12 protein-coding genes and 2 pseudogenes are annotated in these 13,636 nt (G+C 69.9%); 4 read left to right on the plus strand and 10 right to left on the minus strand.

The genetic code is table 11. From position 1 onward, the window contains the following. Positions 1 to 32: 32 nt before the first annotated feature. Genes mtnB through AB0L00_RS14825 form a run of 3 tightly spaced genes read right to left on the minus strand, consistent with a single transcriptional unit; the run spans position 33 to position 2,430 of the window. Positions 33 to 665 (minus strand): methylthioribulose 1-phosphate dehydratase, encoded by a 633-nt coding sequence (mtnB, locus tag AB0L00_RS14815; RefSeq protein WP_364433371.1) that lies wholly within the window; start codon positions 663 to 665, stop codon positions 33 to 35. Continuing rightward, complete coding sequence (gene mtnC / locus AB0L00_RS14820; protein ID WP_364433374.1) at positions 662 to 1,354, minus strand: acireductone synthase; 693 nt, start codon at positions 1,352 to 1,354, stop codon at positions 662 to 664. The genes mtnB and mtnC overlap by 4 nt, the downstream gene beginning before the upstream one ends. Then, positions 1,351 to 2,430, minus strand: a complete 1,080-nt coding sequence (locus AB0L00_RS14825; protein WP_364433377.1) for a hypothetical protein — start codon at positions 2,428 to 2,430, stop codon at positions 1,351 to 1,353. Before AB0L00_RS14825 ends, mtnC begins: the two co-directional genes overlap by 4 nt. An 84-nt stretch (positions 2,431 to 2,514) precedes the next feature. Between AB0L00_RS14825 and AB0L00_RS14830 the strand changes: the two genes are divergently transcribed. The 4 genes and pseudogenes from AB0L00_RS14830 to AB0L00_RS14845 all read left to right on the plus strand — a co-directional run. Beyond that, positions 2,515 to 3,402 (plus strand): aminoglycoside phosphotransferase family protein, encoded by an 888-nt coding sequence (locus AB0L00_RS14830; RefSeq protein WP_364433379.1) that lies wholly within the window; start codon positions 2,515 to 2,517, stop codon positions 3,400 to 3,402. A gap of 112 nt (positions 3,403 to 3,514) precedes the next feature. Beyond that, on the plus strand, positions 3,515 to 3,964 hold the full coding sequence (locus tag AB0L00_RS14835) for an Rrf2 family transcriptional regulator (RefSeq protein WP_364433382.1): 450 nt from the start codon (positions 3,515 to 3,517) through the stop codon (positions 3,962 to 3,964). Positions 3,965 to 3,993: 29 nt separating this feature from the next. After that, the gene (locus AB0L00_RS14840) at positions 3,994 to 4,416 is read left to right on the plus strand and encodes a cupin domain-containing protein (protein ID WP_364433385.1); all 423 of its coding nucleotides are present in this window, start codon (positions 3,994 to 3,996) and stop codon (positions 4,414 to 4,416) included. Further along, a pseudogene (locus tag AB0L00_RS14845) lies at positions 4,413 to 4,859 on the plus strand (DsbA family protein); the annotation flags it as partial. The gene AB0L00_RS14840 and the pseudogene AB0L00_RS14845, both read left to right, overlap by 4 nt. A 108-nt stretch (positions 4,860 to 4,967) precedes the next feature. Here the strand turns inward: AB0L00_RS14845 and AB0L00_RS14850 are convergent. The 7 genes and pseudogenes from AB0L00_RS14850 to AB0L00_RS14880 form a co-directional block, all read right to left on the minus strand. After that, positions 4,968 to 5,528 (minus strand): annotated as a pseudogene (locus AB0L00_RS14850) (NAD-dependent DNA ligase LigA); the annotation flags it as partial. A 413-nt stretch (positions 5,529 to 5,941) separates the two neighbouring features. Beyond that, entirely contained in the window at positions 5,942 to 6,664 is a 723-nt protein-coding gene (locus tag AB0L00_RS14855) for a serine hydrolase (RefSeq protein WP_364433388.1), read from the minus strand. Then, complete coding sequence (locus AB0L00_RS14860; RefSeq protein ID WP_364433391.1) at positions 6,661 to 8,076, minus strand: TRAP transporter large permease subunit; 1,416 nt, start codon at positions 8,074 to 8,076, stop codon at positions 6,661 to 6,663. The genes AB0L00_RS14855 and AB0L00_RS14860 overlap by 4 nt, the downstream gene beginning before the upstream one ends. Before the next feature lie 8 nt (positions 8,077 to 8,084). Beyond that, complete coding sequence (locus AB0L00_RS14865; protein ID WP_364433394.1) at positions 8,085 to 9,653, minus strand: D-aminoacylase; 1,569 nt, start codon at positions 9,651 to 9,653, stop codon at positions 8,085 to 8,087. A gap of 626 nt (positions 9,654 to 10,279) precedes the next feature. Continuing rightward, positions 10,280 to 11,509 carry an MFS transporter gene (locus AB0L00_RS14870; RefSeq protein WP_364433396.1) on the minus strand — a complete coding sequence of 410 codons (1,230 nt, stop codon included), beginning with the start codon at positions 11,507 to 11,509 and terminating at the stop codon, positions 10,280 to 10,282. Positions 11,510 to 11,636: 127 nt separating this feature from the next. After that, positions 11,637 to 12,596, minus strand: a complete 960-nt coding sequence (locus AB0L00_RS14875) for an amidohydrolase family protein (protein WP_364433398.1) — start codon at positions 12,594 to 12,596, stop codon at positions 11,637 to 11,639. 41 nt (positions 12,597 to 12,637) lie between these two features. Then, positions 12,638 to 13,450, minus strand: a complete 813-nt coding sequence (locus tag AB0L00_RS14880; protein ID WP_364433401.1) for a hypothetical protein — start codon at positions 13,448 to 13,450, stop codon at positions 12,638 to 12,640. Between the last annotated feature and the right edge of the window lie 186 nt (positions 13,451 to 13,636).

The raw sequence follows: 13,636 nt of genomic DNA on the forward strand, positions 1-13,636 counted from the left end.
CCGGCGGCCGTTCCGCCGGCGGCCCGCCCCGGTCAGCGCGCGGTGGCGACGGCGTAGCCGAGGAGCCAGTCGAGGCACTCGGTGACGTGGCGGGCGCGGGTCAGGTCCGGGCCCCACGCGTACAGGCCGTGTGAGGCGACGATGACCGCCGGAGTGCCCGGCTCGTACGCGTCCTCGAACCGATCGCCGAGCTCGGCCATGTCCTGGCTGTTGGGGATCACCGGGACGACGACCTCGTCGTCATGGGCCCGGCGCCCGATCCCCTTGAGCATCTCTAGGTTGCGCAGCCGGACGCCCTCCGGCCAGTGGTGCCCGGCGACGACCGCGTTCAGGGAGTGCACGTGGACGACGGCGTCCGCGCCGGTGACCGCCGCCACGCGCGCGTGCAGCCCCGACTCCGCGGACGGCCGTAGCGACGCCAGGCCCTCGACGGCGACCGATGCGCCGGCGCCGTCGACCACCGCGATGTCGGAGGCGCGCAGTTCGCCCTTGTCGAGGCCGCTCGCGGTGACGGCGAGCCGCAGCGGGTCGCGGCTCACGACCTCGGACAGATTGCCGGACGTTCCGCGCATCCAGCCGAGCCCGGCGAAGCGTGCCGACTCCGCCGCCAGCCGGTCCCCGGCCACCAGGACGTCTGCGAGCGCGAGTGTTTCGGTGAAAGTCATGAGTGGTCCTTGAGACGGTCGAAGGAGTCGATCACGGGATGGGGGCCGAAGTCGGCTCTGGCGTTCGGTTCGCCGGGGCGGGCGACGCCGATGGTCCGCCAGCCCGCGGCCTCGGCCGCGTCCAGCTCGGCGGGCACGTCGGACAGGAAGAGCACCCGCGCCGGCTCGGAGCCGAGCGCCTCGGCGATGCGCCGGTAGGAGGACTCCTCGCGCTTCGGCCCCGCGTTCACGGTGTCGAAGTACGCCTCGACGTACGCGGACAGGTCACCGGCGTCGCCGTGCCGGAACCACGGGCGCTGACTCGCCACCGAACCGGAGGAGAACACCGCGACGCCGGTCCCCTCGGCCCGCCATCGCTTCAGGGCCGGCGGTACATCGGCGAAGAAGTGGGAGGTGAGCTCGCCGGCCGCGAAACCGGCCGCCCAGATCTGCCCCTGCAGGGTCTTCAGCGGCGTCGCCTTGACGTCCTCGTCCATCCAGCGATGCAGCACGGCGACGACCTCCGGCGTCGTGGCGGCGCCGGTCTCCGCCCGGATGTCGTCCAACGCCGCCCGCACCTTCGGATCGGCCGCGTGGTCCTCGATCCAGGTGCCCAGGCGCGGGCGTGCGTAGTCGTACAGGCCCTTGTGGACGGCCTCGGTGGCGCTCGTCGTGCCCTCGATGTCCAGCACGATCCAGGCGGTCGTCATCGAACCGTCCTCTCCTCCCGCGACCGGCGGTCCCGAACCGCCGCGAAATGGTCGGCGATCGAGGCGGGCTCGAAGACGCCGTTCTCGGTGACGACACGGGTGACCAGCCGTGGCGGTGTGGCGTCGAACGCCGGGTAGTAGCCGCGCGTGCCGGTGGCCGCGGTCCGGGTACCGAGGACGTGCAGCACGTCGGCGCCGTCGCGGTGCTCGATGGCGACGTCCTCGACGCGCGGCGCCTGCGGATCGGGGGCCTGCACCAGCGCGTAGAAGGGCACGCCGTACTCCCGCGCGGCCAGCGCGACGGCGAGCGTGCCCACCTTGTTGACCACGTGTCCGTCGAGGGTGACCCGGTCCGCCGCGGTCAGGGCGACGTCCGCCAGACCGTCGGCGAGCGCGGCCGGCACCATGCCGTCGGTGATCACCGTCGGCTCGTAGCCGTACTCCACCAGCGTGGTCGCGGTCAGCCGCGCGCCCTGAAGGTACGGCCGGGTCTCGGTGCACACGAACTCCAGGCGCTTGCCCGCGCGCTGCGCCGCCTCGACCGTCGCCATCAGGTAGAAATCGGCCCAGCAGTGGGTGAGCACCCTCGCGCCGTCGGGCAGCAGGGTCGCCGCGTGCGCGCCGAGCGCGGCGCTGCGGGCCCGGTAGTCGTCGTCGACGGCCGCCGCGCTCTCGATGACCGCGACGGCGAGTTCATCCCCGGGGGCACCGGCCGACGGTCCGTCGACGGTGGCGCCGAGAATCGCGCGGACCGCGTCACGGATGGCGTTGTTGGTCGGACGGGTGGCGATCAGCCGCCGGCCCGCCTCCCGCAGCCGCCGATCGGCGGCCTCAGGCGCCAGACGTTCCACCTCGCGTGCGGCCAGGACCATGCCGGCGGTCGTCGCGAAGAGCGGGCCGGAGCTTTGCGTGACCATGTCCTCGATCGCCACGGCGACGTCCTCCACCGAAACGCACCGGACCCATCGCCGCTCGAACGGAAAGACCCGCCTGTCGAGGATCTCGACGCCCGCCTCGGTGATCCGCACCGAGTCCGCGAGCGTCGGCCCGGATCGCCTCTCCCCCGCCGGACCCATCAGCCGTACACCCCGGTCACCTTCGGTTTCACGAGGTGAGAGTCTATTTCCTACTTACCCAATAGGCAAAGTACAGTCCTCGCCGTGCCACTTCACCAGATGCCTGCCGCGGAATTCCCCGTCTCTGTCGACCTGGTCCACCGGTTGCTGGTCGATCAGCACCCGGATATCGCCGGTCTCGGCATCGAGGTGCTGGCCAACGGGTGGGACAACATGGTCTGCAGGCTCGGCGACGCGTACCTCGCCCGGCTGCCCAGACGGGCCCTGGCCGCGGAACTCGTCGCGCATGAACAGCAGTGGCTGCCGGTCCTTGCCGCCGACCTTCCGCTGCCGGTTCCGGCGCCGGTGCGGGTGGGGCGGCCCGCCTGCGGTTACCCGTGGTCATGGAGCGTGGTGCCCTTTCTCCCCGGCGAGATCGCCGCTCGAACACCGCCGGAGGACCTCCAGTCGGCGGCGCGCGTCCTCGGCGAATTCCTGGCGGCGTTGCACGCCCCGGCTCCACCGGACGCCCCCGCCCACACCTCTCGCGGCGTCGCACTCGAAAGGCGTGCCGAACGGGTCGTGCAGCAGCTGAGCCGGTTGGACGGCGACGCCGACGGCGACCGCGACGCCGCACTGCGAGTGTGGGAGACCGCCGCGAACGCACCTCAATGGGATGGTCCGCCGTTGTGGCTGCACGCGGACCTGCATCCCGCCAACATCCTGGTCGACCGGGGCCGGATCGGCGCCGTGATCGACTTCGGCGACATCACCTCCGGAGACCCGGCCACCGACCTGGCCGTGGCGTGGATGCTGTTTCCCGCCGAGCAGCGCGCGGTCTTCCGGCAGGCGTACGGCCGGGCGGATGACCACACGTGGGCGCGGGCGCGCGGGTGGGCGCTCGCCTTGTCACTGGTGTTCTTGACGCACTCGGCCGACAATCCGCTGATGGCCGGGATCGGGCGGCGCACCTTTCGCGCCGTTCTCGGATAGACCACCCGAGCCCTCGCATGCCGACCGGACCGGCGGCGAGGTTCCGGGAACCGAGCCGACGGCTCACCGCAATGGATACCAAAAGGGGTCTAATTTGGTAGCGTAAGACGTCATGCGAATCTCGGCGCGAGCGGACTATGCGATCCGGGCGCTCTTGGAGCTGGCCGCCGACACCGGCCGGCCGCTCACCTGCGAGGCGATCGCCCAGTCCCAGGGCATCCCGCACCGGTTCCTCAAGGCGGTCTTCCGTGACCTGCGGCAGGCCGAACTGGTGCGTAGCCAGCGCGGCTGCGAGGGCGGCTACTGGCTGAGTCGCGACGCGGCATCGATCTCGCTGGCGGCCATCGTCGCCGCGGTCGACGGTCAGCTGATGACCGTGCACGGGGAGAGCCTCGGCGACCAGAGTTACCCGGGGCCGGCCGCCCGGCTGTCGGAACTGTGGGCCGGAGTGCGGAAACGGTTCGAGGACATCCTGGCCGGCGTGAGCCTGGCCGACCTGCTGGCGGACGACCCACCCGAGCCGGCCGTGTCGTTGCTGCGCGACGCGGCCCTCAGCGCGTGACGGCGCGACGAACCGATGGGAGTTTCCTGATGGCGGACGAGTGGCACGGCGAGCTGCGGCACATCCGTGGCGCGCAGCTGACCGGGGACACCGGTCAGACCACGGGCATGACCCGGCTGGAGGCGATCTCCGGCAAGACGGTCGGCTCGTCGAAGCTCTGGACGGGCAAGACCCTGGTGGCGCCCGCCACCAGCTCCGGTGACCATCATCACGGCGACACGGAGACCTCGATCTACGTCGTGTCCGGTAACCCGGTGTTCGTCTTCGCCGACGGTGACACCGAGGTACGCCTGGAGACCGAGCCCGGCGACTTCATCTTCGTCCCGCCGTACGCTCCGCACCGCGAGGAGAACCCCGGCGACACCGAGGCGGTCGTCGTCATCTCGCGCAGCAGCCAGGAGGGCGTCGTGGTGAACCTGCCCAGTCTGTGGTCGCCGGTCGACCGGTCATGACCGTGGACGGCCCGCTGACCGTCGTGGAGTTCACCGACCCCGCATGCCCGTGGGCCTGGGGGTCGAAACCGAAGTTCCGCTGGCTCCGCGCGGCGCTGGACGGCGCGGCCGCCTGGCGTCGCGTCTACGGGATCCTGTTCGACGACGACGATCCGCCGCCGGACCCCGACGCGGAGGCCGCCTGGTACCACCGGTACATCACCGGCATCGCGGCGCACACCGGAGCCCCGTACGCCTCGCGGCTGCGGCGGGTGGCGCGGAGCAGCTGGCCGTCCTCGCTCGCGGCCAAGGCGGCCGAAGCGCAGGGCGCCGAGACCGCCGACCTCGTCCTGCGCCGGTTGCGCGAGACCACCTTCCTGCTGGGCGCGCCCGCCGACGACGTGGCGAGCGTGCTCGACGCGGTGACCGGAGTGCCCGGCTTGGACCACGCCCGGCTCGCCCGCGACCTCCTCTCCGATGATGTACGCGCCGCGGTCCGCCGCGACTGGACGGTCGCCGTCGACCTCTTGGAACGCGTCGGCGTCAGCGGCGCGGATGGCGTCCATCGTCGCGAAGTGGCGGGCGATGCGCCGGGACATGGACCGGCCGGTGCCGCGCACGCCCAGCGCGCAGAACACCTTGTTCAACGGCTTGGCGCGGGCTTCGTCGATGGCGGCCAGGAGCTTGTCGGTACTGATGTCTCCCATCCGGTCCAGCCCGAGAAGCTGGTCGCGGGTGAGGGTGAACAGGTCGGCGACGTCGGTGATGAGGCCGGCGGCCACGAGCTGATCGATGAGCTTCTCGCCCAGGCCCTCGATGTCGAGCTGATCGCGGCCGACGGCGTAGCGGACCGACGCCGCGGCCTGGCAGGCCCGGCCGCGTACGCACCGCCACCGCTGCTGGTCGGTGTCGATCGGGCCGCCGCACCCCGGGCAGACCTGCGGAACCGGGATCGGTGTCTCCTCGCCGGTGCGCAGGCCCACCACCGGCGCCTCGACGCGTGGGATGACGTCGCCCGCCTTCTTGACGGTGACATGGTCGCCGACCATCAGGCCTCGGCGGGCGATGTCGGCGGCGTTGTGCAACGTGGCGTAGGTGATGAGGGAACCGTCCACCTTGACCGGCTCCAGCACCGCCCGTGGGGCGATGACACCGGTACGGCCGACGTTCGCTCGTAGGCGGCGATCCCCCGCACGAGACGGTCGAAGGTGTCATCGTCGAGGGGGGACTCGCCCTGACCGTAGTAGGCCGCCGAGGCGGCCACAGCCGTCTGGACCGCGGCCGCGTACGCGGCCTCGTCGGCGAGTTCGGTGCAGGCGACGGCTTCGCTCATGGCGACATAATGCCTGGTGGGTACGACAATCCCGGTCCGACGCGAAGCGGCTGGCCACGGCTTCGAACTGCTGCTCGGACACAGTGCCGGCGAAACGTCGGCCCCGGATTCAAGATCAACTGGTGTGCCCGTACACGCCGACGGGTCGGCCGGCACCGGCCGCGCCGAGCAGGCCGCCGACCGCATCGCCGAACTGGCCATCCGGATCCGGCGTTACGGGCGGCCCAGGGCGGCGAAGACCAGGCGGCCGCACTCGGCGATGAGGCCGGCGCCGTCGGTGGGCCCTTCGGTCAGCACCGCGAGGACCACCGGCGGGCCGGCGGGCGGATAGACGATCCCCGCGTCGTGGCAGACGTGGCGCAGCTCACCGGTCTTGTGCGCCAGGCGGAACCCGGGCGGCAGGTGACGCGGCAGCCGGTCGTTGAACTGCTGCGCTTCCAGTACCCGGACCGCGAACGGCGAAGCCGCCAGCCGGCACAGCACCGAGGCCGCGTCGGCGGCGCTGATGAGATTCTCCACGCCACGGTCCCGTGCCTCGGCGTCCATCATCCGCCGGGCCAGCACGGTGGCGGTCAGGCCGTGACGCGCGCACCAGGCGTTGACCCGTCCCATGCCGATCCGGTCGATGAGCACGTTCGTCGCCGTGTTGTCGCTGACAGTGATCATCAGGGTGAGCAGGTCGCGGGCGCTCATGTCCGCGACGTCGGACAGATGAGCCAGCACGCCGGAGCCGGGGACCGCAGTTCGCACCGGCAGCCGCTCGTCGAATGGCAGGCCCGAGTCGAGGGCGGCGGCCAGGATCGGGAGCTTGATCAAGGACGCGGCGGTGAAACGGTGTTCCGCCGCGATCTCGATGGCCTCGCCGGCGCCGAGTGGGCGGACGACGACCGCCGCCCGCCCGGCCGCCAGCTCGGTCAGCGATTCGCGCAGGCTCATGTCAGGGCCAGGAACAGCACGGCGAAGAGCGCGGTGTTGGTGATGATGATGGCCCAGCCGTTGAACAACATCAGACGAAGGCTGGACGAGCGTGCCAAGCCCATCTGCCCGATCATGTCGGCACCGGGAAGCGGGCCGAGCTGGTCGATCTGGGAGGTGCCGAGCAGCGCCACCGCCCATACACCGGGGGCGACGCCGAGCGCGGCGGCGACCGGACCGAACAGCTTGTTGACCAGCACCACCTGGGCGACGGCCGCGCCCGGTACCGCGTGGAGATAACCCAGGAAGACGATGAGCATCAGGAACACCCACGGGCCGGCGTGTGACAGCACCGGCTTCAGATCGGTGAAGACCGCATTGAAGGCGCCGGTCTCACCGATCAGCGTGAGCATCGGGTCGAGCATCCAGAACAACAGGAACAGCCAGATCAGCCGCGCCGCGCCGACGTACATCGCGTCCAGGATCCGCTTCGGCGCCAGCCCACCGGCCAGCCCGGTCGCGACGGCGGTGACGATCATGACGACGACGGCGTACGAATATGTGGCCTTCTCCGCGATGCCGTAGACGGCCAGCGCCAGCAGCACGACCGCCAGGACCAGTGCCGCCCGGCGGGCCTGTCGGGTGTCGGTCCCGGCGGTGGTGTCGGCCGCGTCCGCCGCGGTGTACTCCTGGTCGGTGTGGCGCTGGATCCAGCGCGCCATGAAGAAGCCCGTCACGATCGTCATGGCCGCGACCGGCAGGCCCGCGTGCAGCAGGTAGGCGCCGTAGCCGAGCCGGGTCGCAGCCATGATCGTCACCACGGGCGGGGTGAACGGGCCGGTCATCAGGCCCGCGGCCCCGGCCGCGTGCAGCATCGCCGCCACCGCGGGCGGACGCCAGCCGGTTCGCGCCGCGATCGGGATGATGATCGGCGCCAGGATCGCGTTACCGCCGGCCAACGTGCCCAGTGCGCCCACGATGATGAGGGACGAGACCATGATCCCGAGCTGTACCCGGGTGCGCGTGTTGAGCCCGATCCGGCCCATCACGAACCTGATGAGCGCCTGCGCGGCGCCGGTCTCCTGCGTCACCTGCCCGAGTGCCGATCCGAGCAGGATGATCACGCCGATGACCGCGACCAGCGACCCGAGCGACGTCGCCATCTGAGCCCCGAGGGGGATCGGGCCGGTCCGTGTCATGACCGCCGCGACGATGAGCGCGCCGGCGGTCGCCAGCACCACATCGACGCCGAGGAGCGCGAGCACCGCGTAGAGGAAGATCGGTATCAGCCCCCAGAGGCCCGCCTTGGCGCCGCCCACGGCGATCACGATGCCGATGAGCAGCGCGACCGCGAAGGCCCCGGTGGCGATCATCGGCAGCCGCCGGGAACGTTCCTCCCGGGGCGCCTCCTCTACGGGCGTGGTCGTACTCATGGGGCTCCTCAGGGCCTGGGTCGCCGGAGCACGCGTCCGGGACGGTTGCCGGTCAGGGCCGTGTCACGCAGCGCCGCCGTGCCGTTCACGACGACGTGACGTATGCCCGTCGCCAGGTTCCAGGGATCGTCGAAGGTCGAGGTGTCCCGGACGGTGCCCGGGTCCAGCACGACCAGGTCGGCGGCCAGTCCCTCGCGGATCCGGCCGCGGTCGGTCAGCCCCGCCCGCGACGCGGGCAGCGAGGTCATCTTCCGCACCGCGTCGGCGAGCGTGAGCAGGCGCCCATCGCCCGCGTACCGCCCGAGCACCCGCGCGAACGTACCAAAGCTGCGCGGGTGCGGTCGCCCCGTACCGGAAGGGCGGAGCGTCCATCCGTCGCTGGCGACGCTGACCTGCGGATGCGACAGCACCGCGCGCATGTCGTCCTCGGCCATCGCGTGGTTCACGATGCCGGCCGAGCCGTTGTGCGCGGCGAGGACCTCCAGGGCCGTCTCCGCCCCGCCGAGGCCGAGTTCGCCGCCGAGCTCGGCGAGACTCCGGCCGATCCATGCCGAGTACGGACCTGGCGGCAGTTGCGCGAGGACGATGGCGTCGGGGTCGATCCTCGTTTCCGCGGCGATCCGGCGCCTGACCTCCGTGTCCGCGAGCCGGTCCAGCAACCGGTCGGCGCCGCCGTCCAGCGCCCAGCCCGGAAGCCGAGACGTCAGCGTCGTGGACGAGGCGGTGTAGGGGTAGACGTCCGCGGTGACGTCCACGCCCTCCGCACGGGCCTCGTCGATCAGCCGCAGCGCCTCATGCACCTTTCCGTGGTTGTCCCGCCCCATCGCCTTGAGGTGTGAGATCTCCAGGCGCACGCCGGATTCACGCGCCGTGGCCAGTGCCTCGGTGACGGCGTCGATCAGCCTGTCGGCCTCGTTGCGCATGTGCGTGGAGTACAGCAGGCCGAGCCGCGCCGCGGTGCGCGCCAGTTCGGTCACCTCGTGCGGCGGCGCGTAGCACCCGGGGGCATAGATGAGGCCGGTGGAGAAGCCCGCCACGCCCTCCTCGGCGGCGCGTTCGAGCAGGTGGCGCATTGCCGCGAGCTCATCCGGCGTGGCCGCCCGCTCGTCGTTGCCGAGGGCGGCGATGCGCAACGCGTTCAGCCCGACCTGGGCCACCAGGTTGACGGCCGGATCGGCGCGGTCGACGGAGTCGGCGTAGTCGCGGAAGCCGGTCCAGTCCCAGCGCAGCTCATCCCGGCCCATGAAGCCGGCCGCCCGGCGCAGGCTCTCCGGGTCCTTGGCCGGGAACGGCGAGAAGCCGCAGTTACCGCCGACGAGTGTCGTGACGCCCTGGTAGAGGCAGGTGTCCGCGCCAGGGCGCCCCTGGATGGAGAAGTCGGCGTGGGAGTGGAGGTCGATGAAGCCAGGCGTCACCACATGGCCGGTCGCGTCGAGGGTCTCAGCGCCCGACAACGCCCCGGGGGACGCGATGGCGGCGATCCGGTCACCTCGTACGCCGACGTCGGCCGGCACGGCCGCGGCACCGGTGCCATCGAGCAGCCTTCCACCGGTGATGACGAGGTCGAGTTCGGTCATGATCCGGTACCAACCTCCGGTCTGGCGAGTAGGAGGGGGCTATCCCGCCAGCTTCGCCTGCCCGAAATATGGATTAACGGCAAACAGGTATCAATCGGACTTCTATCAAGATCACCCACTGTCGTCAACAGACCGCGCTCGGCGGCGACGTGCTTCGCGAGACCGAAGCCGCCTGATCGCAGGCCCACCGGCCCGAACGCTGATGCCCCCAGTGCCGCGAACCGACTACAGGACAGCTTTCCGCCACCACCTTGACGCGCTGTCCGCGATCGACTGGCGGACCACGACGGAACGGGACCGGATCGCGGCGATACTGATCGCCTGGCGTGGACTGCACGTCTGCAGGACCGGACGGCTACCGACGTTGACGCAGCCGTGGTCGTCGGTGCCCGGCCTACTGCGTCACCACTCCCGGGTAGTCCGGGCCGCGTTGCGACGATCGTCGACAGCCCAGCCCGAAACCCTGGTCCAGATCCTTAAGGCCGCTCGTGCCGTTGTCGCGGAGCCGATCACCCCAGCCGGTCACAATTCTGGGGCTTGAAGCGCTGCGATTGATGCGCCCGCGGCGGCGCTGACGGCCGGCGGGCGAGTCTCCGGTCGACCAGGTCGGCGGCGGGGTATCCATCTCACAGTGCCGGTTCGGCCGGCTCTTCAACCGGCCGGATGGCAGAGGCCTCCCCCTTGAGTCGCCGGGGAGTCCCCGATCCGATGGCGAGAGCGAGGATTGCGCCGAGGATCGCCGGTATCGCGAAGAGAACGAAGTTCCACTGCGGCGCGAAACCGGCGGCGAGTATCCAGCCTCCCAGAGTCGGGCCGGCGATGGCGCCGATCCGGCCTATTCCCAGCGTGACACCCACCGCGCTGCCCCGGGCGTGCACCGGATAAGTGCGTGAGATGTACACGTTGATAAGCCCTTGAACACCGAGCGCGCCCGCGCCGCCGATCATCACTACCGTGTAGAGGATCGCCGACGGCGACTTGATGCTCAAGCCGGTGATGGCACCTGCGGCCACGACGAAACACGCGATGATGGGTCCTTTCGACCCAGCACGGTCGGCGAGTATCGCTATTGCGAGTCCCCCGACCGTCGCACCGAGATTGAGGAGCGTGAGGAACGTCAATGAGGAGCCCAGGGGGTACCGCGCCGCCTGCATCAACTGCGGCAACCATGTGTTCATTCCGAAGATGAGCAGGAAAGAACAGATCACCATGCCGCAGAACAGCGTTGTCGTTCCCACGTACGGTGGCCGCAGCACAAGGCGGAATCCGCCGTCTCCAGGCGCGCTCTGCGCCTCAGCGGACGTCCGCCGGAACGCCGGTGATTCGGGCAGCCATCTTTGAGTCATCACCAACAGCAGCAGTCCGACGCCACCGCCGACAAGGTACTCCAGCCGGAAATCAGATCTGTGCAGGAGGACGTTGGCCACCATGGCAGCCAATGATCCCCCTATTGTGACGCCGCATTGAACGATCGCTGAGTACAGGTTCTTTCGCGTCACCGGTGTGAGCTCGAAAATCAGCGGTGTTATGGCGGGGTAGATCGCACCGACCCCCAGCCCGACCACGAATCGGCCGGCGCCGAACACCTGTGGATCGAGGGCGAACGCACACGTGAACATCCCCAATGAGACGGCCACGAGGCTGACCAACGCCGTTCGTCGTCGCCCGTACCGATCGGTGAGCTGCCCGACCAGTAGGGCCCCGAACAGCATTCCCACGGGCGTGAGACTGCCCAGCAAGCCCAGCGCCGGCAGAGAAAGGCCCCATGGCCGATATCGGTGCAACAGCGGCGCCGTCGCGCCGAAGGCGACGAGGTCATAGCCCTCCAGGGTCATGACGGCCAGCCCGATTCCCACAGCCTTCCGCAGCAGAGAAGACGGCGGCGCCGGTGATACGCCAGGTCGTGTTGTGCTCACGTACGAATTCCTCATCCTCTCAGGTCACGGCTTCGTCGTGACGTGCCTACAGTCGGGACGAACCCGTTCAGGTGTGCAGGTGAAGGACCCGTACGGCGTTTCCGTGACCGATCTTCGCGCGGTCGGTGTCGCTGAGCGGCGCCTGGTCGAGGAAGCGAACGGCCTCAGCGGTGTCCTCGAACGGGTAGTCGATGGCGAACATGATGGCGTCGGCACCGATCGCCAGGACCGCGCCGGCGAGGGCCGCCGGTGAACAGACACCGCTGGTGGTGATCAGGATGTTGCTGCCGAGGTACTCCGACGGCTTCCGGGTGAGTGTCCGCTGCGCCTGGCGGGCATAGCGCGAGTCGAGCCGCGCGAGCTGGAAGGGCAGGAATTCGCCCATGTGACCGAGGATCATCGTGGCACGTGGATGCCGGTCGAATACCCCGCCGAAGATGATCCGGAGGGCATGTCCACCCGTCTCGGCCCCCCAGCTCCACAGCGGGCCTTGCAACTCGGGACGGCCCGCGAGCACTCGCCAGGGCTCAGTCGGCGGGGCACCCGGGTGGAGGTACAGGGGAACGTCCAGGTTTTCAAGGGCGGCCCACACCGGTTCGTACCGCGGATCATCGAGATAGCCGCCTCCGGTGTGGTCGTTGACGAGCGCCCCGCTGAGTCCGAGTGAGCCGACGGCGCGGTGGAGTTCGGCCACGGCGGCCTCGGGATCCTGGAGTGGCAATGCGGCCAAGCCGCGGAACCGGGTCGGATGAGCGGCGATCACGTCGGCCAGGTGGTCGTTGGCCACGCGGGCGTCCGTGACCGCCTGCCGGACGTCGGTCACGCACTGGACACCCGGGGCGGTCAGCGAGAGCACTTGGATGTCGACGCCGTGCTCGTCCATGTCGTGCAGTCGGTAGGTCGTGTAGTCGCACAGCCGTTTCGCCCAGTCCTCGGCCCAGTGGCCGGCGGTGACCGTCCTGGGCACGGGGTATTTGGCCTGCAGTTCGGGGATGGCGAAGGCTTCTTCCATCGCGATGAGACCCAAGGCACATGCCCTTCTGTTGGCGCCGCGCATATCGGCGGCTCTCAAATGCCGCGGACGGCGTCGGAGCGAAAGTCGGCGGTCGGGTCGGCTCCGCGCATCCCAAGCAGTCCGAGCAGCGCGACGATGGCGATCGTCGCGCCGAGGCTGATCCATCCGGTACCCAGGCCGAGGCCGTCCTGGCGAGACGAGGACAGCCAGTCGGTGATCGACGCGCCGAGCGGACGGGTGATGATGTAGGCGGACCAGAACGCGGTAACGGTGCCCAGGGCCGTCCAGCGGTACGCGGCGGCCGGGACGGCGATCGCGATGGCGAACAGGACGATCGAACCCAGATACCCAAGGTGCAGCCGGTTGGCCGTCAGGTCGCCGGCGACGGTGCCGAGCGCGAAGGTGGTCATCACCATCGTCCAGTAGAAGCGTTCCCGGCGCGGGGTGGTGATGCTGTGCACCGACAGGGTTCTCTCCCGGGCGTACCACCAGACGAGAATCACGGCCAGCACGATCGAGAGCCCCACCGTCGTTACCAGGTACGGAAGGCCGACCACGAAGTCGAGAAGGTCGGCGATCATGGTGCCGAAGATGGCCACCATGACCACGGCTGACCAGTAGATCCAGAGGCGGTAGCGATCGCTGCGGAATTGGGCGATCAGCGCGACCGCCAACGCGATTGCGGCGCCGCCCAAGGCGAGTCCCGGATTGACGTGGCTGACGAGAAAATCCGAGAAGGTCTCCCCCATTCCAGTAGTGAGAATCTTGATGATCCAGAACAGGGCGGTGATTTCGGGGACCTTGGCGACGAGCCGCCGTGCGCCTGTGGCGCCAGGTCTCTGATCATCGATTGCTGCGATACGCATAATGATTCGTTGCTCCTAGAGAGAGGGTGAGAACTAGCGGACGACGAGTGTCCACAGCTGACGAGAGGGTTCGGCCTGGCCGTCGGATGCCGAACACGCGCTCGGCCGTGATGACTCCCATGCCCGCCGCCCGCCGTCGACCGACAGCGCGGTCCCGGTCACGAACGACGTCGCTCATTCGGGCTC

Origin of the sequence: Actinoallomurus sp. NPDC052308, from assembly GCF_040679195.1 — a bacterium.
Taxonomy (GTDB): Bacteria; Actinomycetota; Actinomycetes; order Streptosporangiales; family Streptosporangiaceae; genus Actinoallomurus; species Actinoallomurus liliacearum.